The sequence below is a fragment of the Thalassobacter stenotrophicus genome, from assembly GCF_001458315.1.
Lineage (GTDB): Bacteria > Pseudomonadota > Alphaproteobacteria > Rhodobacterales > Rhodobacteraceae > Thalassobacter > Thalassobacter stenotrophicus.
Map to the genome: position 1 here is coordinate 190,103 of NZ_CYRX01000009.1, position 24,415 is coordinate 214,517.

A 24,415-nucleotide genomic window follows, 5' to 3' on the forward strand; every position below is an offset into this window, starting at 1 on the left:
CGTGTGAGGCGCAAAGCCCCCTCATGAATTCCTTACCTTATGTCGCTCTACCTTATGTTGCCTTGGGCGGCGCAATCGGCGCATCGCTGCGGTATCTTGCGGCCTTTTGGATCCATCGCATGTGGTCCGATGGTTTTCCTGTGGCGATCCTATCGGTCAATGTTGTGGGCTCGTTCTTGATGGGGCTGTGTGTCGTGGCCCTCACAAAACACGACCTTGGGCAGTGGGCGCCGTTCTTGATGGCGGGTGTGCTGGGGGGCTTTACGACGTTTTCGGCCTTTTCGCTCGAAGCCTATACTATGTTTGAAAAAGGCGAGATCGGCGCGGCGGGACTGTATGTTCTGTTGTCGGTGACGGTCTCGATCGCTGGGCTTGCGCTTGGCGTGGCAGTGGCTCGGGGAGCAATGGCATGAGCGGTGTACAACATATCACAGTCGGTGATGAGGATGGTGATCAGCGGCTGGACCGCTGGCTGCGCCGCATTTTCCCACAGGTGAGCCAAGGCCAGATCGAAAAGATGTGCCGCAAGGGTGATCTGCGCGTGGACAAGGGGCGGGTGAAAGCCAACACGCGGCTAGACGTTGGGCAAGTCGTGCGGATACCGCCGCTGCCCGATGCACCCGCGCCGCAGTACACCCGTCAGGTCAGTCGTGCCGATGCGGAGATGATCCAGTCGTGCGTGATCTACCGCGATGCGGATGTGATTGTTTTGAACAAACCCAGTGGGCTTGCAGTGCAGGGCGGTTCTGGTCAGGCACGGCATGTTGATGGCTTGGCCTCAGCGTTGATGTACGAACGCGATGAACCCCCACGGTTGGTCCACCGGTTGGACAAAGATACCTCTGGGGTTTTGGTGCTGGCACGCACACGCCCCGCTGCGGCCGCACTGACGGCAAGCTTCCGCCACCGGGAAACACGCAAAATCTATTGGGCGGCGGTTGCCGGCTCGCCTTTACCGCGCAAGGGTACCATTAAATTCGGTCTGGTAAAGGCCGGGGGCCGTGGTGCCGCTGGCGAAGGGGAAAAGATGCACTGCGTCCACCCCCGCGCCATTGCCGAAACTGAGGGCGCGAAACGCGCGCATACCGATTACGCCGTGCTGGAAACTGCGGGCGGGCGGATGTCTTGGGCGGCCCTTGTGCCGATCACAGGCCGCACCCACCAGCTGCGCGCGCACATGGCCGAGATCGGGCATCCGATCCTTGGGGATGGTAAATATGGCGGCTCGGGGCAGGAAAACCTTGGCGATGGTTGGGGCGCTGGTATCGGTGGTGATGTGTCGCGTGGGTTGCATTTGCATGCCCGCTCACTGGTGATTGAGCATCCGACATCCAAGGCGCAGCTTTCGCTGACCGCGCCGCTGTCGTCGCATATGCAAGACACATGGGATCTCATGGGGTGGTCCCCGGCGGATGTGCCCAATGATCCGTTCTATGGCGATGACGATGGCTGACCGGACACGGTTGATCGTCTTTGATATCGACGGGACCCTGCTGGACAGCTATGCGCAGATTATGGCGGCGATGGAACATGCGTTTCATGCTGCCAATCTGCCCAGCCCCGCGCCCGATAAGGTCCGCAACGGTATCGGCCTAGCGGTCGAGGATATGATCCACGGGATCAAACCCGGCCTTTCAGCGTACACGGTTGATCAAGTCGCCCAAAGCTATAGGGAAGAATTCCGTGCCAGCGCCTTGCGCATCCCACGGGGTGAAGCCTCAGACTTGTTTGACGGTGCTCTTGATTTGCTGCGGGTGCTTGCGGCCGAGGACAAGACCCTTTTGGGGGTCGCCTCGGGCAAGTCCCGGCGCGGATATGATCGGATGGTCGAAGCCCTAGGGCTGGGCGACATGTTCCATACGCAACAGCTGTCGGATGACCATCCGGCCAAGCCGCATCCTTCGATGCTATTGGCGGCGATGGCCGAGGCGGGCGTGACACCCGCGCAGACGGTGATGATAGGCGACACCAGCTATGACATGCAGATGGCTCAGTCGGCAAATGTGCGCGGTATTGGCGTGAACTGGGGCTATCATATGCCCGAGGTCCTGCTTGAGGCCGGGGCGCAGAGTATCGCATCAGATTTTGAAGACCTTCACGCCCTGTTGAGCGCGTAACGCAGGTCGTCAGTAAGAGACAGACAAGAGAGGGCAGGCCATGACGGAATGGGCGGCAAAACGGTTCTGGAAAACAGCATCGGTTACTGAATTGGACACAGGCTTTGGCGTGACACTTGATGGACGTCCGGTGAAAAGTCCGCTCAAGACGCCGCTGGTCGTGCCAACCCGCGCTATGGCCGATGCGATGGCAGTTGAGTGGGATGCACAAGAAGAGCAGATTGATCCGCTGTCGATGCCGATCACGCGTGCGGTCAATGCGACCCTTGATAAGGTCATCCCTCAGCGCACTGAGGTGGCTGATATGTTGGCGGAATACGGCGGCTCGGACCTGCTGTGCTATCGCGCCACGCACCCAGATAGCCTGATTGCTCGGCAAAAGGCCGCCTGGGACCCGCTGTTGGATTGGGCGGCGGATACCTTTGGCGCTCGGTTGAACACAACACATGGTGTTATCCCTGTGGCGCAGCCCGCGTCGGCCACGGATGCGTTGCGGGCTCAGGTGCATGAACTTGATCCATTTCACCTGACCGCGTTCCATGAGTTTGTCACGATCTCGGGGTCTTTGGTCATTGGTTTAGCAGCACTAAAAGAGGCTTGGAGCATGGAAGACCTCTGGCAGGCGGCCCGAATCGATGAGCTTTGGCAAGAAGAGCAGTGGGGCGAGGATGAAGAAGCCACCGCTTCGGCCGCGGCCAAAAAAACTGCGTTTTTGCAAGGTGCTGCGTTTTTGACGCTTACGCGAACGTAAGCGCCTGTTTTGCATGCGCTTCCCAAATTTAGAGGTTTTTTGAATGCGGCTGGAATGGTTTACCTTCCGCTGCGTCAAGCGAAACTTGCAAGGTTTGTCGGCAAACCTATCTTGCCAATTGGCGAAGTTTTGCCCACCCTACACGCCAGTGAGGGGGGTAGAGTTTCCTCACAGCTATCATTGGCGCGCTTAAGGGCGTGCTAAAAAGAGGCCGCTCCGGCAACAGGGGCGGTGGATCAGGAAGAGGTAAATATGAAAAAGACTCTGTTTTTGGGTGCTTTGGCTGCGACAACGCTGGCAGCATCCGGCGCATTCGCGTCCACACTTGATGAAGTCAAAGCCCGCGGCACGCTGAACTGTGGTGTGACCACAGGCGTTCCCGGTTTCGCTGAGCCCGACGCAAACGGCGTGTGGCAAGGTTTCGACGTGGCTGTGTGCCGCGCCGTGGCAGCGGCTGTACTGGGTGACGGCAATGCCGTGACTTTCGTCCCGACCACCGGCAAAACACGCTTCACCGCGCTCGCTTCCGGCGAAATCGATCTGCTGGCACGTAACACAACGTGGACATTCTCCCGCGATACGGACCTCAAGTTCGAATTCGTTGGCGTGAACTACTACGATGGTCAGGGCTTCATGGTCCCCAAAGACCTCGGCGTGTCCTCCGCGACTGAGCTTGATGGCGCGACTGTCTGCATCCAGACCGGTACAACAACCGAGCTGAACCTTGCTGACTTCTTCCGCTCCAACAACATCAGCTACGAGCCCGTGCCAATCGAAACCGGTTCCGAAGCTGTTCAGCAGTACCTTGCTGGCGCATGTGACGTGTACACAACGGACCGTTCCGCTCTGGCCGCTCAGCGCGCTAACTTCGAAACACCCGACGCACACGTTCTGCTGCCCGACGTCGTATCCAAAGAGCCACTCGGCCCGCTGGTACGTCACGGCGACAACGAGTGGGGCGATATCGCACGCTGGACGCTCAACGCGCTCATCACAGCCGAAGAGCTGGGTGTGACATCTGCAAACCTCGACGCCGAGTCCGGCAACCCTGAGGTTAACCGTCTGCTGGGTCGCGAAGGCGATCTGGGTGCAATGATCGGCCTCGACGCAGAGTGGGCCAAGCGCGCTCTGGCAGTTGGTGGTAACTACGGCGAAATCTTCGCGTCCAACATCGGTTCCGAAACACCGATCGGTCTGGCACGCGGGCTGAACGCTCAGTGGAAAGACGGCGGCCTGCTGTACAGCCCCCCCTTCCGCTAAGATCCGATACGGGAAGGGGCGCAACCAAGGTTGCGCCCTTTTCCTTTACAGACCACCACACACCCTAGGGCAGGGATAGCGCGACACACGCGCTACCGCCAAACTGGCCAGACCCAGGGGAACCGGGGACAGACTTATGACCACGTTGAGTGATCCACCCAAAAGTGATTTCCGCATCGGAATGCTGCTGAGCGATACGCGGTACCGCTCTTACACCTTCCAGTTTATTGCCCTAATGGCTATTATTCTTTCCGTCAGTTATTTGGTGAGCAACTTGCTCGCTAACCTTGACCGTCTCGGTCAAGACCTGAGCTACGAATTCCTTGGCGCGCCCGCGGGCTACGATATTAACCAGCAGCCAATCCCCTATAACAGTCAGGATACGCACCTTCGCGCCACTGTCGTAGGTGCGATGAACACGCTGATCGTGGCTTTCTTGGCCTGCGTCACGGCGACAATTTTCGGCGTTATTGCCGGCGTGCTGCGACTGTCGAACAACTGGATCATCTCTAAGTTGATGTCCGTTTACGTCGAGATTTTCCGTAACATTCCTGTGCTGATCTGGCTGATTATTATCTTTACGATCACCGCCAACGTGTTTGCGCCCATCGCAGAGTTTCGCATTCCGCGTGACGGCTCCGACCCTGCGCGAACGCTGATCTTTGGGGTGATGGCCTTTACGAACCAAGGTGTGTTCGTACCACGGCTGACCTTTGATGCGGGTGGCATGTTTGTCTTTTGGACGTTCATCGCCTCGATTATCGGGATATTTGTCTACAAGAGCTACGTCAAAAAACACCTGTTCGCGACCGGTAAGGAACTGCCATTTTGGCTGCCCGCACTGGCGATTTTGGTTGTCCCGACGCTGGTGATGTACCTAGTCCTTGGCCGTCCAGTGGGGGTGCAATTGCCCGAAATGGGACGCTTCCGGTTTGAGGGTGGACTGCAACTTCGCACCTCATTCATTGCACTGTGGTTCGCGCTGAGCATCTATACCGGTGCTTTCATCGCGGAAAACGTGCGCGCCGGTATTCTTGCGATTTCCAAGGGGCAGACTGAGGCTGCTGCCGCGCTGGGCATTCGTCCGGGCCGGATCATGTCGCTGGTGGTGCTGCCACAGGCGCTGCGGGTGATTATCCCGCCGCTGATCTCGCAGTATCTGAATATCACCAAGAACTCATCGCTGGCGATTGCCGTGGGGTATATGGACCTGACCGGTACTCTGGGGGGCATCACGCTCAACCAGACGGGTCGTGCCATCGAATGCGTGCTGTTGTTGATGCTGTTTTACCTCACGATCAGCCTTCTGATTTCGCTGTTCATGAACTGGTACAACAATTCTGTTAAATTGAAGGAGCGGTAATATGGCCCAAGATCATTCCACCGCCTTCGTCCGTACCCAAGAAATCCCACCAGCCCCCCCACCACCGGGGGAAACAGGTGCGGTGCATTGGATCAAGACGAACCTCATTTCGAGCGTGCCCAACGCCATTGCAACAGCCGTCGGCATCTATGTCGTCTACTGGCTGCTGTCGGGCCTGATCCCTTGGATCGTAAATGGCACATGGGTCACCAACAACATCCGCGAATGTCGTGAGGTCCTCGCCGGCAGCGGCGGCGGCTGTTTCTCGGTCCTGACGGAGCGGTACGCCCAGATGCTCTTTGGGTTCGAATACCCGTCTGAGTTCTACTGGCGTCCGTCCTTAGCCTTTGCGCTGCTGTTTTTTGCGGTGCCGCCCGCTTTGTTCCCGATGTATCTGCCACGGTGGATGCTGATCGCGACGGGCTTGTACCCCTTTGTGGCCTTCTGGCTCATCTGGGGTGGTACGATCCTGACGCCAATCGGTGCTCTGGCGGGCGTGATGGTGGGCTACTACGCCTTTACCAAGCTCGACAAATATGGCTTTGCGGCTGCTCTTGGCGGCGGTGTCGTCGGAGCTTGGGTTGTTTGGCAGGCCTTCGGGATGATCGCGGGCGGTATGCCCGGCTTCATCGCGCTTGAGGCGGTGGAAAGCCGGAACATGGGTGGCTTTATGCTGAACATGATCCTCGGCGTTGTGTGTGTGTCGCTGTCGATCCCGCTAGGGATTGTGCTGGCACTGGGGCGGCAATCTTCGATGCCGTTGATCAAGATCGTCTGCGTTGTGTTCATTGAGTTCGTACGCGGCGTGCCGTTAATCACCCTGCTGTTCGTGGCCAACGTGGTGCTAGCGTACTTCTTTCCGCCCGATAGCAACATCGACCTGATCCTGCGTGTGATCATCATGATCACCATGTTCTCAGCGGCCTATATCGCTGAGGTGATCCGGGGTGGCCTCGCGGCCCTGCCGACTGGCCAGTATGAAGCGGCCGATAGCCTTGGCTTGAACTATGCTCAGGCCATGCGGCTGATCATCCTGCCCCAAGCGCTCAAGATCTCGATCCCTGGTATCGTGAACGTGGCCGTTGGGTTGTTCAAAGACACAACGCTGGTGTCGGTGATCTCGATGTTCGACCTTGTGGGTATGATCCGCGGGCCAATTCTCAGTTCAACCGACTGGGCGGGCGTTTATTGGGAAACATGGGCCTTTGCCTGCATCCTGTTCTTCGTCGTCTGCTTCGGCATTTCGAAATATTCGCAGTGGCTAGAAGGCCAGCTGCGCACAGACCGTCATTAAGGAGACGTCATTATGACTGATACCGCAGTAAACACTTCCCAGATGCAAATCTCGGATGAGGTCGCCATTTCCATTCAGAATATGAATAAATGGTATGGGACGTTCCACGTGCTCCGCGACATTGACCTGACGGTCCAGCGCGGCGAACGGATCGTGATTTGTGGGCCTTCGGGTTCAGGTAAATCGACGCTGATCCGCTGCATCAACGCGTTGGAAGAGCATCAACAAGGCTCGATCAGCGTGGATGGCACGCTGCTTTCCTCGGACCTCAAGAACATCGATAAGATCCGGTCAGAGGTTGGCATGTGCTTTCAGCACTTCAACCTGTTTCCGCACCTGACGATCCTTGAGAATTGCACGCTGGCACCGATTTGGGTGCGTAAAACACCCAAGAAAGAAGCCGAAGAAACGGCGATGTATTTCCTTGAGAAGGTGAAGATCCCGGACCAAGCGAACAAGTATCCCGGTCAGCTTTCGGGGGGGCAGCAGCAACGTGTGGCGATCGCCCGCTCGCTGTGCATGCGCCCACGTATCATGCTGTTCGATGAACCGACCTCGGCGCTTGATCCCGAAATGATCAAAGAGGTTCTGGACACGATGATCCAGCTTGCCGAAGAAGGCATGACCATGCTGTGCGTGACCCACGAGATGGGCTTTGCCCGTCAGGTCGCGAACCGTGTGATCTTTATGGATGCAGGCCAGATCGTTGAGCAAAACGCGCCGGAGCCGTTCTTTACCAATCCGCAGAATGAGCGGACGCAGTTGTTCCTGAGCCAAATTCTCGGTCATTGAGCCGCCGCCCTTTGGGCGCTCGGCACGACATGTTTTGAAAAGGGGCGCCTTCGGGGGCCCCTTTTGCGTTGGTTAGAGCTTAGAGGTCCCAAGAAGGCGGCGAGGCACCGTAAAGCCCGTGACGGCACCGTCCTCCATTACAAGGCAGGCCCCAGTTGGAAACGCATAGAGCGCGTCGTCTTGAAACGTTGGACCCGCAAGTTGGAGGGCAAGCGCCCCAAGGCCGGGGTTATGCCCGATCACCATCAAACATTCTGCGTCGTGGGCTTGCTCGATGATGCGGCTGAGGACGCCCTCGCTTGCAAGATAAAGTGCATCGGAGAATTCGGTCGGCACACTTTCAAAACGGATCAGGTCGCATGTCTCGCGCGTGCGAGCGGCGCTGGAACATAGGATTTGGGTGGGGAGATGACCTTTCGCCCGCAACCAATCTCCAATTGCTGCGGCGCTCGTGACCCCACGTGCGTTCAGCGGCCGCTCATGATCCGATTGTAGGGGGTCGGTCCAGCTCGATTTTGCATGGCGCAAGAGGATCAACTTCATTGGTGAAAATACCGCATATGGTGCGCCGATTGCGCATCTGGTCGTTGGGGAGAAATAGGGCAAGCACGCCGCGCGCGGCATCCCTTGGCCATGCAGTCGTTTCCGGGGGTGTCGAGGTGTGTATGGCATTTGTCGGTATCATACCCCGAGCGTAGTGCACCCACTGGGCAGGCCGCTATGCAGGGCTTGTCCACACATGCCGAACACGGCGAGGGGGGAGGCGGTGGCAGCTCAACATATTCTTTCAAGGCCAAAGCACCTCTGAACGATACCATGAGCCCATAGGTGTCGTGCACCAACAAAGTGGCTGGGCTAAGGTGGCAACGTCCGGACCTGAGCGCCCAAGAAATAAATGGACGCAAAGGGTTGCCGAATGGGAACAGAGCTTTGGCCCCTAATTCACAGGCCCAAGTGCCAAGTACTCTTCGGGACCAACAATCTACCGCATCAGCTGTCTGAAATTCAGGGGCCGATTTTAGTATCGGCCAAAAGCCTTTGGGATCTGGGCCAAACAGAAGAAGCGTTTTCGTGCCCGTTGGGCAAGCGTCTTCGGCGTTCGGGTGAAATCCGCCCAGCAGCACTAGCCCACGCTGCCGGGCTTCGGTTTGAAGAGTATCGTATATCATGGGACGCACTGTGCCGCGGTCGCAAGGGGATGGAAAGGTGGGAGCCTCCGGTGGGAGTATTTTGTCGAACAAAGGAACCGCGTCAGCCCCCATCCGGCCGCCATTATAGAGCGAGAGATGGGGGCCTCCTTCGTTCACGGCCATCGGGACTCCTCCCTGTACCGCGCTTTATTTTCGCATGAGCCGAGTTAACGAGGGATGAAGGTTAATCGCTCCTTTGTTCCCTAAATACTCATATTGGCACGGTCACCGGTTGCGGAACGGGAGTAGTAGTGCCCAGTCTAACCGTGCGGTTCGGCTGTCTTGCCAACGCAGGCCGACGGTCATCCCATCGTGGCCTTTGTCAGGCTGCGGAATGTAGGTTCCAAAGGCTCGATCCCAGATCGAAAGGGCAAAGCCGTAGTTGCTGTCGTGCTCGGAACGCTGATCAGAGTGGTGAACACGGTGCATATCGGGCGTGACGATGAACATGCGTAGCCAACGGTCGACACGTTTCGGGATTGCGATATTGGCATGGTTGAACATTGCGGTCGCGTTCAGGAGGATTTCAAATGCGATAACGGCCAAAGCTGCTGGTCCGAGCGCATAGACAAGACCAATCTTGATCAACATTGAGAACGCGATTTCCAAGGGGTGGAACCGGATCGCAGAGGTCACGTCTAGATCGCGATCTGAGTGGTGTACTTGGTGTAGTCGCCACAATAGCGGGACTTTGTGCGTTATTAGGTGTTGCAACCAGATCGCGAAGTCGAAGATCAGAATGGTCAGGACAAGGTTTAATGCGAGCGGAAGCTCCAGCATATTGAACAGCCCATAGCCCTGCACTTCTGCATCAATCGCCGCACCGACAGCTAGGAACGGCAGTGCTATGGCTAACGCCCTTAGTGCTAGGGTGTTGGCGATGGTCATGCCCCAATTTGTAAGCCAGCGGCCCGACCGTGATTGCACGCGCGCACGGCGCGGAGCGTACCACTCTACGCTTGCCAAGATGACGAAAAGGCCCAGAAAAATGCTGAGGCGAATGATAACTTCGTTGTCCATGACCTTGTTTTAGCGCGTTGTGCGCAGATCACAAACCACGGTTGTGTGAGCTATTCGGCGCGGATCAACGAGCCTGCGCCGTGATCTGTGAACAGTTCAAGCAGGGCGGCATTGGGGACACGTCCGTCTAAGATAACCACGGCCCGCACGCCTTGATCCAGCGCATCCATTGCCGTCTCGGTTTTGGGGATCATGCCGCCCGCGATGGTCCCGTCGGCGGTCATCTCGCGCACTTGTGCAGAGGTCATTTGTGTCACGACCTCGCCGCTTGCGTCTTTTACACCTGCTACGTCCGTGAGGAGCATTAGACGATCAGCCTTGAGCGCGCCTGCGATGGCACCAGCGGCGGTGTCGCCATTAATGTTGAAGGTCTCGCCGTTCTCGCCGGCGCCGATGGGGGCGATTACGGGGATCATCTCGGCTTGGAATAGCTGCTGTAGCAGGCCTGGATCGACATGGGACGGTGTGCCGACAAAGCCCAATTCGGGGTCGGTTTGCGTGCAGGTCATCAGGCCCGCGTCTTTGCCGGATAGGCCCACGGCCTTGCCGCCTTGTGCATTGATCGCGGCTACGATGCGTTTGTTCACTTGGCCTGCCAAAACCATCTCAACGACTTCGACAGTCTCTGCATCGGTGACGCGTTTGCCGCGTACAAATGTCGACTGCACGCCCAATCGGTCTAGCAGCGCGTTAATCATTGGTCCGCCGCCATGCACAATCACAGGGTTTACACCAACGGTGCGCATTAACACTACGTCGCGGGCAAAGCTGGCCATTCCTTCGTCCGATCCCATCGCGTGGCCGCCCAATTTGATTACGACAATCGCCTCATCGTATCGGCGCAAATAGGGGAGCGCTTCGTTTAGTGTGCGGGCGGTGGCGATGTAGTCGCGGGTCATGGCAGTCTGCTTTTTCATAGGGCGCGGCCTTGGGTAAAAGGTGGAGAGGTTCTAGCGCGGCCCCTGCGGAAGGGGAAGGGGCTTGTGCGACTCTTGCGAAAGGCGCAAGGGTGGGGCAGGAGTTTATGATATGTCACAACGCACTATGGTGTTGACCGGAGCCAGCCGAGGTATCGGCCACGCCACGGTTCAACGGTTCAGCAACGAAGGCTGGCGGGTGCTGACGTGCTCTCGTCATGCGTTTCCGAATGAATGTCCGTGGGGGTCTGGGGCGGAGAACCACGTTCAGATTGATCTGGCCGACCCCAAGGCCACGATGGCGGCGATCGACGATATCCGCAGTCGTTTGGACGGCCGCTTAGATGCGCTGGTAAACAACGCAGGCATCTCGCCCAAGGCACCCGACGGGGGGCGTTTGAACACCCTTGAGACGGACCTGCGCACATGGGGTCAGGTGTTCCACGTTAACTTTTTCGCGTCTGTCGTGCTGGCCCGTGGTTTGAAGGATGAATTGGCGGCGGCCAAGGGATCGGTCGTGAACGTGACCTCAATCGCTGGTAGCCGCGTGCATCCCTTCGCTGGGGCGGCCTATTCGACATCTAAGGCTGCATTGGCGGCTTTGACACGTGAAATGGCCCACGACTTTGGCCCATTGGGGGTGCGCGTGAACGCAATCGCACCGGGCGAGGTGGAGACCGCGATCCTCTCACCGGGCACCGACAAGATTGTGGAGCAATTGCCGATGCGCCGCCTTGGCCAACCCTCCGAGGTGGCCGCCGCGATCTTTTTCCTATGCTCTGACGAAAGCAGCTATATTTCCGGCACCGAGATTGAGATCAACGGCGCCCAGCACGTCTAGCTATTCCAGCCCTGCGATCAGGGCGCGCAGGTGGGCAATGCCCCAGCCTTTTTCGGACGAGGTCACCAACAGTTCTGGGTAGGCGGCAGGGTGTTTCGTCAGTGCGCCACGTACTTGTGTCAGGACCTTGGTGCGATCCACCTCTTTGACCTTGTCGGCCTTGGTCAGGATGACCTGAAATGTTACGGCGGCACTGTCGAGCAATGACATGATCTCATCGTCGACAGGTTTCACGCCGTGGCGCGCGTCAATGAGGACAAAGGCGCGACGCAGTGTGACGCGTCCTTGCAGGTAGTTCTTAAGCAGACGTTGCCATTTTTGCACAACCGCGACGGGTGCATTGGCGTAGCCGTAGCCGGGTACGTCCACAAGGAACAGCTCTGGCGAGACAGTGAAGTAGTTGATCTCTTGGGTGCGGCCGGGGGTGTTGGAGGTCCGCGCCAGTGCCTTGCGGCCGGTCACAGCATTGATCAGGCTGGATTTCCCAACGTTGGATCGCCCCGCAAAACACACCTCAAGCCGGTCCGCAGGCGGCAAGCCGTCCATGGCCACAACGCCCTTGAGAAACTCAGTCTCAGACGCAAACAGCATGCGTCCTTTTTCAAGAAGGGCGGCATCAGGCTCGGGGGCCTCAGGGAAGGGGAGCGTGGACATCAAAGTACCTCAACGGTGTCACCCGTAGCGATTTCACCGCCTTGGATGCATTTCAAATAGACGCCAAAATGTTGGTGCCCCCAGGTGTCATTCAGAGCACCCAGTGTGTTTGCGTCGATGCGCCCAGTTTCGGGGTTGGCCATGGTGGCTCTGCACCGAGTGATCGGCTCTTGCACGTGAAAGCGTGCACCGCCGATCCGAATATCGTGGCCGACCCAGTCGAATTCTTCCCACGGAGCCAGCCCATCGACCCACAGGTTGCCACGCCACCGCTGCTGCGACAACGGCTGCCCAACAGCTTGGCCTACGGCGCGGTTGCTGGCAGGATTGCACAGCGAAACGGACGCGTAGTCAGTGTCCGTCATGCTGTGGTTTTCAACCCGGATAATCCCGGTAGAGGCTGCGCGATCGGTGGGCATCAACGGAGCGACCCATTCAATAAACGCGTCAGCGTCGGCATCGGGATCAAACGTGATGCTGGGACGCTCGGGGTGGTGCAGGGTAATGGTTCCTGCCTCGGCATCCCACGCGCTGCTTATCGCCATTAATGCAGGGGCTTTGCCGCCGCGTGAAAAGTTGGCGCAAGGGCTCCAACCGGTGATCGGTTTGCTGGCTTCATGTGTGACAGCCCACCGACGATCCCCGGGTAGGGTGCCGCCGGTGAGTACCACGATCCGTTCCAATGCTTCGCGTCCATGAGCCTTGATCGGGTGGCGCCAGATCTCAGCTAGATGCGGCATGGTCACTTACCCTTTGGTTTTTTGTTGGCGTTTGCCGTGGCATCTTTGGGGGTCTTCTTGAAACCGCCCTTGATGTTGCCCCAAAGGTCCGGCGTGTAGCCTTGGCTGCGCATGATCGCGTACTGCTGCATGAATGTGATCGTGTTGTTCGCGATCCAGTACACCACCAGACCCGATGCAAAACCGCCAAGCATGAACATGAACACCCAAGGCAGCCACGCAAAAATCATTTGCTGTGTGGGGTCTGTTGGTGCTGGGTTCAGCTTTTGCTGGAACCACATCGAGATACCAAGCAGGAGTGGTAGGATGCCGATAAAGATCAGCGCCATAAAGCTTTCTGGGTTTGGTGCTGCGTTTGGCAACAGGCCGTAGAGGTTGATGATGGACGTTGGATCGGGTGCGGAAAGGTCGCGGAACGGTCCGAACCATGCGGCGTGGCGCAATTCGATCGTGACGAAAATCACCTTATAGAGCGAGAAGAAGATTGGGATTTGCAGCAAGATCGGCAGGCAACCCGAGGCTGGGTTCACCTTTTCGGTCTTGTACAGTTCCATCATTTCTTTTTGGAGCTTTTCGCGGTTGTCGCCAGCGCGCTCCTTGATCTTTTCCATCTCAGGCTGAAGTTCTTTCATCTTAGCCATGGAGACGTAGGATTTGAACGCCAGTGGCAGCAGGATCGCTTTGATCCCGAAGGTCAGTGCGATAATTGCCCAGCCCATGTTGCCGATCATCAGGTTGAGCCAGTGCAGGGCCACAAAAATCGGCTTGGTCAGGAAATAGAACCAACCCCAGTCGATGCTGTCCACAAAACCTTCGACGTTTTTGTCGTTTTGGTAGCTGCGGATGGCTTCCCATTCCTTGGCGCCGGCAAAGAGCTTGGTGCTGACCTCGGCACTTGTGCCCGGCGCGATGGACATCGTCGGCAGGCGGGCTTCAGTCTGATAGATGTCAGCGCTTGCGACATACTTGGTCACCGAGGTGAAGGGCTGGCCATCACCGGGGATTAGCGTCGTCATCCAGTATTTATCTGTAAAGCCGATCCAGCCGTTGCCGGCGACTTCTTGCACATCGGCCTGAGCGCCTTCGCGGGGCAGCACGTCAAGGTCGGTCATGTCGTCGTAGTCGACCTCGGACAGGGTGCCGTCGGATTTGCGCACCACACCTTCGTGAAGGATGAAGAAGTTAACCGTGTCAGGCTGACCGTGCCGCGCAACGATGCCGTAGGGGGCCATACGCGCCTCAACGGTGCCGGTGTTTTCAACGCTTTGTGAGACGGTGAACATGTAGTCTTCGTCGATTTCAAACGTGCGACGGAAGATCAGGCCCGCGCCATTGTCCCAGCGGATCGTGACGGGTGAGGTTGGTGTGAGCGTCGTGCCGCGCTCGACCTGCCATGCTGTGGCCGCGCCCGGGACTTGGTCAAAGCCGAGATCGCCGCCCGGGGCCCAGCCGTACAGTGCATAATACGCGTCCGCGCCGCCCACGGGCGAGAGCAGAGTGACAATCGGGCTGTCGTCTTCGAGGGTCTCGTTATAATCTTTGAGCGCCAGATCATCGAGGCGACCGCCTGTCAGGGAAATCGAACCTTCGAGGCGGGGCGTTTCGATGTCGATGCGCTGGGTCGAGCCAAGCGCTTGGGCGCGTGATTGCTCAGGCGTGACCGCCAAGCTTGGGATTGCAACGCCGGTATCTTGAGCTGCAGGTGGAAGGACAGCGGTGCCATCAGCGGCGGTTGTCACAGTCGGTGCCTGGGCCTGGGGCTCTTCCGGTGGGAAGAGGACAAACCAGACCAAGATCACCAAAAAGCTTAGTGCGGTGGCAAGGATGAGGTTCTTGTTTTGGTCGTCCATTCTGTGCGCATCCCCGGCAGTCATTTGGTCCCCGGTGTTCAATAGCGGCAGGGGCCAAAGGTCAAGCGCTTTCCCGTCGCAGGTAGGGCGCTACGCCTATGTTCGGCGATCAAAATGTGGGGAGGTCAGGTTGTGTTTCGCATCAGCCTAAGCGGCGATTGCCAATCCTTGTGTTTGTGATTTTGGCGTTGTGGGCGCTGACCCAACCGATGGTGTCCTCGAAGGGCATCGGTTTTGCGATGCCGTAGCCTTGCACATGGGCGCAACCAAGTTGGGCGAGTGTGCTGTGTTCACCCGGGGTTTCGACCCCTTCGGCGAGGGTTTCGATGCGCAACTGCTCGGCCATCGATAGGATCGCCGCCACAAGTCGCTTTTGGTTTGGGTCCGTGTCGACGTTTGCCACAAACGATTTGTCGATCTTGATGCGCCCCACGCCAAACCGAGCGATGTGCGAGATAGAGGCGTGGCCTGTTCCAAAGTCATCCAAGTCCATCCGAAATCCGGCCCCCCGCAAGGTGCGCAAGTTGCGGATAATGGCATCGTCACCATCCTGAAGTGTCACTGTTTCGAGGATTTCGATGCAGATACGTTCCGGGTTTTGGTCAAAGCGGTCCACTTGCCAGATGATCCGGTCTGCAAGACGCGGGTCGCGCAGTTCTTCTACCGAAAGGTTGATCGACACGCTTTGCACCCGCAGGCCTGCGGTGTCCCATGACTTTAGGGCTTTTAGGCTGTGCAGCAAAATCACTTCGCCAAGCTGCGAAAATGCATGGCTTGCTGCAACGGCTGGTAAAAATTGCTTTGGCGACAAGATACCCAACTCCGGGTGATGCCAGCGTGCCAGTGCCTCAAACCCGCTGAGAATGCCTGTGTCGGTTGACAATTGCGGCTGAAACCATGGCCGGATCGCACCCGTGGCGAGGGCCGCGTGGACTTGTCCCGCCAGCTGATGCTCAACCTCGACGTCTTTTTGCATTTGTTTCGTGAATGAGCGGACGCCGCCATCGTTTGCGCGGTGTGCCGCGCGCAAGGCGCAGTCTGCGGCCGCTACGATAGCTGCGCCTGTGGGGGCGGGGCTTCGTTCATCTAGGCACAGGCCAATGGCGCTGTGAAAATGGAGAGTTTGCCCCTCAAGTGCGATGGGTTCGCTCACGCATGATTGGAGCCGCTCGACGATCGACAGAACAATATCAAGATCGGCGCGCGGGATGGGTTGAAGCAAGACCCCGAAAATGTTGTCGCCGCAACGGGCCACGATATCGGTGTCGCGGACACACAAAGCCAATCGTTTCTGCACGCGGGTAAATACGTCATCCGTGAACTTGCTGCGCCATTCACCGCCAACCATCAGGTGTGGATCCACTTCGATGAGCATTACAGCCGTGGATGTGTTGGTGCCCGCGCAAAACGACATCAGGGCATCTGCATCATCCACAAAGAGGTCGCGGTCCGTTTGAGGTGCTGCCTCGGGGGGCGATGCCATTGAGGCTATGGCCCACTTTCGCAAGTAGTATAGGGCGGGCAGGCCCAAAGCTGCCACCGATAGCCCTGCGATTTCACCTACCGTCAAGCCAACCGCCACCGCACCCAAAAGCACGAAGATGGGAAACGTCGCGGCTATTTCCCAGCGTTGTAGGGCCGCCCGCAATCGGGCGGGTCGGGCAGATGTTCGGTGCATGGGTCACTCCTCGGGCTCGCAGTCTGATGCCAAGTGTTAACCCGTGTTGCTGACCGTTTGCTTAACGCAGCTCGGGGACCTGTTTATCATTTCCCTCAAATTCGCCAGATCTCATGAGACCGGCGAAATCAAACAGCTCAGGGTCCAGCAAATGCGAGGGACGGGCCTGCATGAGCGCCGAGAACATTTTTGCACGGCGACCGGGGATTTTTTCCTCCCACCCGTCGAGCATGGCTTTGATGACTTGGCGTTGCAGGCCATCTTGCGAACCACACAGATCGCAGGGAATAATCGGATAGTTCAAAGCCTTGGCAAAGGCGTCGCAATCCGCCTCGGCCACGTGGGCCAAGGGCCGCAGGACAAACAAATCCCCGTCATCATTCAACAGCTTGGGCGGCATTGTCGCCAGCTTGCCGCCATGAAAGAGGTTCAAAAAGAACGTCTCAAGGATGTCGTCGCGATGATGGCCAAGCACGACGGCCGAACAGCCTTCTTCGCGGGCAACGCGGTAAAGATTGCCGCGCCGTAGCCGCGAACACAGCGCGCAAAACGTCCGGCCCGCCGGGACTTTGTCGACGACGATGGAATAGGTGTCTTGGTATTCGATCCGGTGCGGCACGCCACGTTCCTCTAGAAACGCAGGCAGGACCGTGGCCGGAAAGCCGGGCTGCCCCTGATCAAGGTTGCAGGCCAAGATATCCACGGGCAACAGGCCGCGCCATTGCAGCTCAGCCAATACGGCGAGCAGCGTGTAGCTATCCTTGCCACCCGACAAGCAGACCAGCCACCGCGTGCCCGGCTCAATCATGCCATACCGCTCAATCGCTTCGCGTGTGTCGCGGACCAGCCGTTTACGCAGTTTCTTGAAGGCAGTGGTTTTCGGGGCCCCGGCAAAGAGCGGGTGAATGTCGCTGTCGTCGTCAAGCATGATCGTTGCTCCTGTGCGTGCCCGTCTGCGGGATATGACGCGCTGCTACACTAGATGCGGGGCTTGGAAAAGAAAGACATCGGTAGGCGCGCTATTTCGCATGTCCGCGCATTAGTCGGGTACGTCATCCACGCCATGCCCGCCCCAAGGGTGACAGCGCAGAATGCGTCGAAACGCGAGCCACCCGCCTTTGAGCCCGCCGTGCTTGGACAGAGCTTCAAGCGCATAGGCCGAGCATGTCGGATCGTAGCGGCAGTTGAACCCCACAATAGGTGAGAAAACTGCACGGTACGCGCGAACCGGTAAGGAAAAGACCCATGCAAGCGGCGTCATTTGCCATGTACCTTGCTGAGCGCGCGCCGCAGGTCCGAGAGCAGGTCTTGGAAATCACGTGCCGCTGTTTGGTTGGCGCGGCCGATCAGGACATAGTCCCAGCCGGGCTGTCCGTGGTGCAGCAGGATAAGACGCGCGGCTTCCCGCAGGCGGCGCTTGGCGCGGTTACGAGCAACGGCATTGCCGACCTTTTTGGAACACGTGTAGCCGACGCGCAAAGCGACATCTTCATCGCGGCGATTGTACGCCTGCAACAAAAATGACCCGGCAGGCACGCGGTGGCCCCGGGCGGCGCGCAGAAAATCGGCACGCTTTTTGAGTACGCATAAAGAAACCGCCGGTGTCCCTTTGGTCCGGGGCACCGGCGGCTCAACACTCATCGCTACGAGGCCCTTAGGCGCTCAGCGATTTCCGGCCGCGTGCGCGGCGTGCGTTCAGAATCTTACGACCAGCTTTGGTGGCCATGCGCGCACGGAAGCCGTGACGGTTTTTGCGAACGCGGTTGGACGGTTGAAACGTGCGTTTCATGTCGGTGCTCCTATCAAGTCGGTGCCCGGATGGGATTCGACAGGCGTTAATCTCGTGAAGCCGCTGCATAAGCGTGGGGAGGGGACCTGTCAACGGCGTGCGGGTGTAGAATGTTACATCTTTTGTGCTGATTTGCGTGTTTGGCCCAAGGTTTGGTGACACGCTTTGTCACAAACCCCTGTTTTGACCCCGAATCCCATCACCTGACATCACCCCCGCGTGAGGTTGGCTATCTCCCGCACCTTGCATGAGGCATCAAGGCTGCAACGAAAGCCAATTCGGCTCACGATCTTAGATTTACCAAGGAAATTATTCCGATGACTGATACACACCAACAAATGCCACAAGATACGCCCAAGAAAAGCACGCTGGTAAAGAACCTGCCGCTGATTGCTATTCTCACCGTCGCCGCCGTTGGGGCCTATGCTCTGCGCGATACGCTGTCGTTTCAAACGCTTGCGGACAACCGCGAATCGCTTATCGGATTTCGGGACGCAAATTACCTGCTGACCGCGTTGGCCTTTGTCGGGGCGTATATTGTGATCGTGGGCTTTTCACTGCCGGGTGCGGCGATTGCCACGCTGACGGGCGGTTTTTTGTTCGGACTGTTTCCGGGCGTTTTGTTTAACGCAGGGGCCGCGACCATTGGCGCCACGGCGATTTTCCTCGCGGCGAAGTCAGGCTTAGGGGACAAGATGTCCGCCAAGTTGGACGCATCCGAAGGGGCCGTGCGCAAAATCAAAGACGGCATCAAAGAGGATGAGGTTTCCTACCTCTTCATAATGCGCCTTGTCCCTGCCGTGCCGTTCTTTGTGGCCAACCTGATCCCCGCGTTCATGGGGGTTTCGCTTAAACGCTACGTGTTCACAACGTTTTTCGGCATCCTACCGGGTGGCTTGGTCTACACATGGGTGGGTGCGGGCCTTGGTGAGGTGTTTGCTCGCGGTGAGACGCCTAACCTTGGCATCATTTTTGAGCCCCATGTCATGGGCCCCATTCTTGGGCTGGCTGCTCTCTCGGTCCTGCCAATTATCCTCAAAAAGTTCCGCAAAGGCTCGGCACAATGAACGCGCTGAACACCACTGACGCAATGCTCAAAGAAAGCACCGAACCCATGGAAAAGATTAAAACAGATATCCTGATAATTGGCGCAGGCTCGGGCGGGTTGTCCGTGGCCGCAGGTGCCAGCCAGATGGGCGCCGATGTGGTGCTGCTGGAAGGTCACAAGATGGGCGGCGATTGCCTCAACTTTGGCTGCGTTCCGTCCAAGGCTTTGATCGCGGCGGGCAAGCAGGCCCATGCGATGTCCCATGGCGCCAAATTCGGTGTGACCCCGGTAATGCCCGAGGTCAGCTATGCCGCGGCCAAGGATCATGTGCACAAGGTGATCGACACGATCGCACCCGTTGATAGCCAAGAGCGGTTTGAGGGAATGGGCGTTCGGGTGATCCGGGAGTTTAGCAAATTTATTGACGCCAAAACTGTGCAGGCCGGCCCTTATCAGATCACGGCGCGCCGTGTTGTAATCTCGACCGGGTCGCGCCCCTTTGTGCCGCCGATCCCGGGCCTTGATACCGTCCCCTATGAGACGAACGAGACCTTGTTTGATCTGCGTGAGCAGCCGGAGCATTTGATCATTATCGGTGGTGGTCCCATCGGGCTGGAAATGGCGCAGGCGCATGTGCGTTTGGGCTCAAAGGTGACGGTGCTGGAGGGCGCAAAGGCGCTGGGCCGGGATGATCCTGAGATGGCTGAGGTTGTCCTAAATCGGCTGCGTGCCGAAGGGATTGAAATCGCGGAAGGGCAGATTGCCGAAAAGATCGCGGGCAGTGCTGGCGCGATTGAGATCCATACAAAGGATGGCTCGGTCTTTGCGGGTTCACACCTGTTGATGGCGGTGGGGCGTCAGCCCAATGTCGATAAGCTTGATCTGGAAAAGGCGGGGATTGAGTATGATCGGCGCGGCGTGAAAACCGACATGGCGCTGAAAACCACGAATTCCAAGGTTTACGCCATCGGGGATGCTGCGGGGCGTCATCAGTTCACCCATGTTGCGGGCTATCACGGGGCCACAATCATCCGCTCTATGCTGTTTGGGTTGCCCGCCAAAATCCGCGAGGATCATATTCCTTATGCCACCTACACCGACCCTGAGCTGGCTCAGGTTGGGCTGACGGAGGCGCAGGCGCGTGAGGCGTATAGCGACAAGTTGGAGGTTGTCCGCTTTCCCTACCACGAGAATGATCGCGCAATCGCCGAAGGCAAAACGGAGGGTCTGATCAAGGTGATGATCGTCAAGGGCCGACCCGTGGGGGCCTCCATTGCGGGGGCCCATGCGGGGGAGCTGATCCAGACGTGGTCTCTTGTATTGGCCAACAAGCTCAAGATCGGAGCCGTGGCTGCCATGATCGCGCCCTACCCAACGCTCGCTGAGATCAACAAGCGTGCCGCAGGGCAATATTACGTGCCGCGCCTGTTCGATAATCCGACGGTCAAACGGGTCGTGCGTTTCGTGCAAAAGGTTCTACCATAAGCGAAATTTGCGCCGCCATATTGGACAGAGTGGTGTCAATTATATATGACAGGGGAGGGCGTCCAATTGGGCGCCCCTCCGCACACCCAACACAGCAGAGCCGATGATCAACACACTTTCTGGCCGCTTCCTTGTTCTGACCGTGATTTTCGTCATGGTGGCGGAGATCCTGATTTTTCTGCCCTCGATTGCCCGCTTCCGAGAGGAATATTTGCTGGCTCGGTTAGAGCGGGCGCAGATCGCGTCTCTCAACCTTTTGGCCGCGGGTGAGATGATTGCGCCGGAGGTTGAACAAGAACTGTTGCGCAACGCGGGCGTTCTAAACGTCGTTCTGCGCCGGGATGTGGCGCGGGAATTGGTGCTTTCGGGCCCTCTGCCGTTTCCTGTGGGGCAGACGGTTGATCTGCGCGATGACCGTGCGTGGGTCCTAATCCGTGATGCGATGAGCCGTTTGATTAACCCCGAACCCGAGGTGATCCGTGTTCTGGGCCAGCCCGTGATGGGTGGCGGCATACAGATCGAATTCGCGCTCGACTCGCGACCGCTTCATGCGGCTTTGCTTGAGTATGGACGTAACATCTTTTGGCTGTCGTTGATGATTTCTGCGATCACGGCGGTGCTGCTGTTTATGGCGGTGCGTCGGGTGTTGGTGATGCCAATCCGTAAGCTTGTGGATCAGATGGACCGGTTCGCCGAAGCCCCGGAGGATGCGCGCCGGATCGTAACGCCCGCCTCCTCGGTGGTGGAACTGCGCGCCGCAGAAGAGGCATTGTCGGCGATGCAGAGCCAGCTGAGCCAATCGCTCAAGCAAAAGGAGCGTCTTGCGCAATTGGGCGGTGCCGTGGCCAAGATTAGCCATGATCTGCGCAATATTCTCACAACCGCGACATTGCTGGGCGATCGTCTCGAAAGTGTGGATGATCCAACGGTAAAACGTGTGGGCCCGAAGATCGTGAACTCGATCAGTCGAGCCGTATCGCTGTGCGAGGGGACGCTGGCCTTTGGCAAGGCCGAGGAAAGCCCACCGGCCCTTACGCGGTTCGACCTTGCGACGCTGGCTGAGGACATTGCCGAATCTGAGCAATTGGCTGTTGCTGCCGATGTGGTCAGCATCAGCACGGACATTCCGTTGGGTATGCAGGTTCGGGCCGACCCCGATCAATTGCACCGAGTGTTGGGGAACCTCGTCCGGAATGCGCGCCAAGTGATTGCGGCCACAGGCACACCGGGCACGATCACGATGTGCGCCCATGAGGATGCACGTGCATGGTGGATTGAGATCGTGGATACAGGGCCGGGTCTGCCACCGCGCGCGCAAGAGTACTTATTTCAGCCGTTTCAGGGCACTGCGCGCAAGGGGGGCACGGGGCTAGGTCTCGCCATCGCGGCTGAGTTGATCAAGGGGCACGGTGGGACTTTGACCCTAAAAGAGACCGGGCCTAACGGGACCACTTTTTGCATTTGTTTGCCCCGCGATGGCATTCTCGAAATTGTGTGATTTAGCCCTTGCGCGTGTCGGAGCTGGGGGCTAAACGACCCACACGCGGATTGGTAGCTCAGTTGGATAGAGTACTTGACTACGAATCAAGGGGTCGGGGGTTCGAATCCTCCCCAGTCCGCCACTTACTATTTCTGGTTGATTTGAATTAGTTGCTTTGGGCGGCTTTTCTCTTTCGTTTTGTGCGGTTTGTCGTAGTCCGTAGGTGGCATTGAATTTATTTCGATGGCACCCATATCTGTACCTTGAGTGGTATAGAATGTGGTATTTCTATTGGCGCTAACAGGCAAGTTGACAAAAAGCTGGTCGAAAACCTTGGCGCTGGGCGTCATGGCGACGGCGGTGGCCTATATTTGGTTGTCGATCCCTCAGGTGCGCGCAGGTGGATTGTGCGCGTTGTCGTAAAAGGCCAGAAGAATAGGAAGGGAGCGCCGCTGCGCACGGATTTTGGTTTGGGCGGTGCAGATGTTGTGACGCTCAACCAAGCCCGAGAACGCGCGCTCGAATATCGGCGGATGGCAAAGCAAGGGTTGACCCCCCGCTTTAATGCCTCCCTCGAAATCCCAACATTCGAAGATGTGGCGAAACAGGTTCACATTGATAGGATGCCCACTTGGAAAAACGCTAAGCACGGCCAGCAATGGATCAACACACTGCGCGACTATGCGTTTCCCAAAATTGGCCGCATGCCGATTGATAGCGTTGATCAGGCTGAGGTGATGATGTGCCTTGGCCCGATCTGGACGGAAAAGCATGAGACTGCCAAGCGGCTGGCGCAACGCATCAAGACGGTACTGGATGTCGCGAAAGCTAAGGGGATGCGTTGGGAAGAGGTTGATCTGGAAAAGCGGCTTTGGCTTTGCCCCGAAGAACGGATGAAGGGTGGCGAGGAGCATCGCGTTCCTCTGACAGATGAAATGCTGGCGATCATAGAGCCGTTGCGCGCAATGCAGTCTGAGTATGTGTTCGAGGGACAGAAGCGCAATAAGCCGCTGTCTAACATGTCTATGCTGATGTTGTTGCGTCGGATGAATGTTGAAGGGGTAACCGTTCACGGTTTTCGCTCGACGTTCCGCGATTGGGCAGGGGAGGTTGCAGGAGCTCCACGGGAAGTTGCTGAAATGAGCCTATCTCATAAAGTGGGGTCCGACGTTGAGCGGGCCTATGCAAGAAGCGATCTTTTAGACCGTAGAAGGCTTTGTTGCACAAATGGCCTGAGGGGATTCATCTTGTGAATCCATGATGATAGCTAGAGGTCATGAGCAGTTGGGCCCCTACAAAATACAAGACCCAGAATTGGTCGGCTCACAATTAAGCTTTGAAGCGTCGCGGATCGCTTTCACTCTGGTTTGATCCTGAGATGGTTTGGACACCGCCACCAAGCGGCAGGCGTGGGCGACAGTCCCAGTTCAGCGACGCTGCAATCCAGACTTGCCTGACGATGAAGGTGTTGTTTGGCCTGCCGCTTCGGCAGACGACAGGCTTTGTAGAAAGCTTGCTGAAGCTGGTCGGATCGGATTGGGCGGTGCCCGATTTCAGCACCCTTTGCCGCCACCAGAAGGTGTTGAACGTGAGCTTACCCTATCGTGAGGGAACTGGCCCTATCTATCTGCTAATTGACAGCACCGGCATCAAAGCCGAGGGCGAAGGCGAGTGGAACGCCCGCAAGCATGGCGGGCCTAAACTGCGTATTTGGCGCAAGATACACATAGGCATCGACGAGGAAACACTGGAGGTCAGGGCCGTCGAGGTCACCAGCAGCAACACTGGTGATGCGCCCATGTTACCTGAGTTACTGAAGCAAATTCCGTCAGATCAGGACATTGGATCAGTGACAGACGATGGGGCCTACGACACGCGCAAATGTCACGAGGCGATTTCCTCCAGAGACGCCCACGCAGTGATCTCGCCACGCAAGAATGCTAAGCCTTGGAAGCCAACAAGCCCCGGAGTTGTTGCACGAAACGAAGCAGTTAATGCGCAGCGATACCTGGGTCGTACTTCGTGGCGGCGCTGGAGCGGATACCACCGCCGAGGCCGCGTCGAAACCAAGATGCATTGCCTGAAGCAACTGGGCCAGAGCCTCATGGCTCGAGACTTCGACCGGCAAGTCGCGGAGATTCAAATC

At 57.7% G+C, this 24,415-nt stretch carries 25 protein-coding genes, 1 tRNA gene and 1 pseudogene; 16 read left to right on the forward strand and 11 right to left on the reverse strand.

All coding sequences use genetic code 11. The features are described from left to right. The first annotated feature begins 23 nt into the window (after positions 1-23). From crcB to THS5294_RS03130, 8 genes are all read left to right on the forward strand, one after another. Complete coding sequence (gene crcB / locus THS5294_RS03095) at positions 24-413, forward strand: fluoride efflux transporter CrcB (RefSeq protein ID WP_058122569.1); 390 nt, start codon at positions 24-26, stop codon at positions 411-413. Next, positions 410-1,453, forward strand: a complete 1,044-nt coding sequence (locus THS5294_RS03100) for an RluA family pseudouridine synthase (protein WP_038008593.1) — start codon at positions 410-412, stop codon at positions 1,451-1,453. Before crcB ends, THS5294_RS03100 begins: the two co-directional genes overlap by 4 nt. After that, positions 1,422-2,117: an HAD-IA family hydrolase gene (locus THS5294_RS03105; RefSeq protein ID WP_233486390.1), complete on the forward strand. Its 696-nt coding sequence runs from the start codon at positions 1,422-1,424 to the stop codon at positions 2,115-2,117. The genes THS5294_RS03100 and THS5294_RS03105 overlap by 32 nt, the downstream gene beginning before the upstream one ends. A 40-nt stretch (positions 2,118-2,157) precedes the next feature. Next, complete coding sequence (locus tag THS5294_RS03110; RefSeq protein ID WP_058122571.1) at positions 2,158-2,868, forward strand: ATP12 family chaperone protein; 711 nt, start codon at positions 2,158-2,160, stop codon at positions 2,866-2,868. A 252-nt stretch (positions 2,869-3,120) separates the two neighbouring features. Next, on the forward strand, positions 3,121-4,128 hold the full coding sequence (locus THS5294_RS03115; RefSeq protein WP_038008589.1) for an amino acid ABC transporter substrate-binding protein: 1,008 nt from the start codon (positions 3,121-3,123) through the stop codon (positions 4,126-4,128). A gap of 136 nt (positions 4,129-4,264) precedes the next feature. Next, entirely contained in the window at positions 4,265-5,491 is a 1,227-nt protein-coding gene (locus THS5294_RS03120) for an amino acid ABC transporter permease (RefSeq protein WP_038008586.1), read from the forward strand. A gap of 1 nt (position 5,492) precedes the next feature. Then, positions 5,493-6,785 (forward strand): amino acid ABC transporter permease, encoded by a 1,293-nt coding sequence (locus tag THS5294_RS03125; RefSeq protein WP_058122572.1) that lies wholly within the window; start codon positions 5,493-5,495, stop codon positions 6,783-6,785. Positions 6,786-6,797: 12 nt separating this feature from the next. After that, positions 6,798-7,577, forward strand: a complete 780-nt coding sequence (locus THS5294_RS03130) for an amino acid ABC transporter ATP-binding protein (RefSeq protein WP_038008582.1) — start codon at positions 6,798-6,800, stop codon at positions 7,575-7,577. A 72-nt stretch (positions 7,578-7,649) separates the two neighbouring features. Here the strand turns inward: THS5294_RS03130 and THS5294_RS03135 are convergent, their stop codons facing one another. From THS5294_RS03135 to argB, 3 genes are all read right to left on the reverse strand, one after another. Beyond that, positions 7,650-8,120 carry a SixA phosphatase family protein gene (locus THS5294_RS03135; RefSeq protein ID WP_072936705.1) on the reverse strand — a complete coding sequence of 157 codons (471 nt, stop codon included), beginning with the start codon at positions 8,118-8,120 and terminating at the stop codon, positions 7,650-7,652. Positions 8,121-8,992: 872 nt separating this feature from the next. Further along, positions 8,993-9,787, reverse strand: a complete 795-nt coding sequence (locus THS5294_RS03140; RefSeq protein WP_058122574.1) for a sterol desaturase family protein — start codon at positions 9,785-9,787, stop codon at positions 8,993-8,995. Between the two features lie 50 nt (positions 9,788-9,837). Next, the gene (gene argB / locus THS5294_RS03145) at positions 9,838-10,704 is read right to left on the reverse strand and encodes an acetylglutamate kinase (protein ID WP_058122575.1); all 867 of its coding nucleotides are present in this window, start codon (positions 10,702-10,704) and stop codon (positions 9,838-9,840) included. A gap of 112 nt (positions 10,705-10,816) precedes the next feature. Between argB and THS5294_RS03150 the strand changes: the two genes are divergently transcribed. Then, a complete protein-coding gene (locus THS5294_RS03150) occupies positions 10,817-11,545 on the forward strand; it encodes an SDR family NAD(P)-dependent oxidoreductase (protein WP_038008575.1) in 729 nt (242 codons plus the stop codon). On the opposite strand, the gene yihA is transcribed toward THS5294_RS03150, so the two are convergent. From yihA to rpmH, 8 genes are all read right to left on the reverse strand, one after another. After that, positions 11,546-12,199: a ribosome biogenesis GTP-binding protein YihA/YsxC gene (yihA, locus tag THS5294_RS03155; protein ID WP_058122576.1), complete on the reverse strand. Its 654-nt coding sequence runs from the start codon at positions 12,197-12,199 to the stop codon at positions 11,546-11,548. It abuts the gene before it with no gap. Further along, a complete protein-coding gene (locus tag THS5294_RS03160; protein ID WP_058122577.1) occupies positions 12,199-12,939 on the reverse strand; it encodes an MOSC domain-containing protein in 741 nt (246 codons plus the stop codon). Before THS5294_RS03160 ends, yihA begins: the two co-directional genes overlap by 1 nt. 2 nt (positions 12,940-12,941) lie before the next feature. After that, positions 12,942-14,789: a membrane protein insertase YidC gene (gene yidC, locus THS5294_RS03165; protein WP_058122578.1), complete on the reverse strand. Its 1,848-nt coding sequence runs from the start codon at positions 14,787-14,789 to the stop codon at positions 12,942-12,944. 142 nt (positions 14,790-14,931) lie between these two features. Continuing rightward, the gene (locus THS5294_RS03170) at positions 14,932-16,467 is read right to left on the reverse strand and encodes a GGDEF domain-containing phosphodiesterase (protein WP_058122579.1); all 1,536 of its coding nucleotides are present in this window, start codon (positions 16,465-16,467) and stop codon (positions 14,932-14,934) included. 61 nt (positions 16,468-16,528) lie between these two features. Next, positions 16,529-17,395, reverse strand: coding sequence for a tRNA 2-thiocytidine(32) synthetase TtcA (ttcA, locus tag THS5294_RS03175; RefSeq protein WP_058122580.1), 867 nt, complete (start codon positions 17,393-17,395; stop codon positions 16,529-16,531). 111 nt (positions 17,396-17,506) lie between these two features. Beyond that, positions 17,507-17,728 (reverse strand): membrane protein insertion efficiency factor YidD, encoded by a 222-nt coding sequence (gene yidD / locus THS5294_RS17880; RefSeq protein ID WP_072936706.1) that lies wholly within the window; start codon positions 17,726-17,728, stop codon positions 17,507-17,509. Continuing rightward, on the reverse strand, positions 17,725-18,108 hold the full coding sequence (gene rnpA, locus THS5294_RS03180; RefSeq protein ID WP_058122581.1) for a ribonuclease P protein component: 384 nt from the start codon (positions 18,106-18,108) through the stop codon (positions 17,725-17,727). Before rnpA ends, yidD begins: the two co-directional genes overlap by 4 nt. 13 nt (positions 18,109-18,121) lie before the next feature. Continuing rightward, positions 18,122-18,256, reverse strand: coding sequence for a 50S ribosomal protein L34 (gene rpmH / locus THS5294_RS03185; protein ID WP_026757035.1), 135 nt, complete (start codon positions 18,254-18,256; stop codon positions 18,122-18,124). 317 nt (positions 18,257-18,573) lie between these two features. Here rpmH and THS5294_RS03190 point away from each other — a divergent pair, with 317 nt between their 5' ends. The 7 genes and pseudogenes from THS5294_RS03190 to THS5294_RS03215 all read left to right on the forward strand — a co-directional run. Further along, positions 18,574-19,323: a TVP38/TMEM64 family protein gene (locus THS5294_RS03190; RefSeq protein ID WP_058122582.1), complete on the forward strand. Its 750-nt coding sequence runs from the start codon at positions 18,574-18,576 to the stop codon at positions 19,321-19,323. Positions 19,324-19,370: 47 nt separating this feature from the next. Then, positions 19,371-20,789, forward strand: a complete 1,419-nt coding sequence (locus THS5294_RS03195) for a dihydrolipoyl dehydrogenase family protein (protein ID WP_058122592.1) — start codon at positions 19,371-19,373, stop codon at positions 20,787-20,789. A 103-nt stretch (positions 20,790-20,892) separates the two neighbouring features. Next, the gene (locus THS5294_RS03200) at positions 20,893-22,287 is read left to right on the forward strand and encodes a sensor histidine kinase (protein ID WP_058122583.1); all 1,395 of its coding nucleotides are present in this window, start codon (positions 20,893-20,895) and stop codon (positions 22,285-22,287) included. A gap of 47 nt (positions 22,288-22,334) precedes the next feature. Beyond that, positions 22,335-22,411 (forward strand) — tRNA-Arg (locus THS5294_RS03205). A 121-nt stretch (positions 22,412-22,532) separates the two neighbouring features. Then, positions 22,533-22,769: pseudogene (locus tag THS5294_RS18785) on the forward strand (integrase arm-type DNA-binding domain-containing protein); the annotation flags it as partial. 33 nt (positions 22,770-22,802) lie between these two features. Continuing rightward, on the forward strand, positions 22,803-23,522 hold the full coding sequence (locus THS5294_RS03210; RefSeq protein ID WP_233486395.1) for a tyrosine-type recombinase/integrase: 720 nt from the start codon (positions 22,803-22,805) through the stop codon (positions 23,520-23,522). 83 nt (positions 23,523-23,605) lie between these two features. Then, the coding region (locus tag THS5294_RS03215) for an IS5 family transposase (protein WP_233486391.1) at positions 23,606-24,415 on the forward strand (810 nt) is incomplete at its 3' end.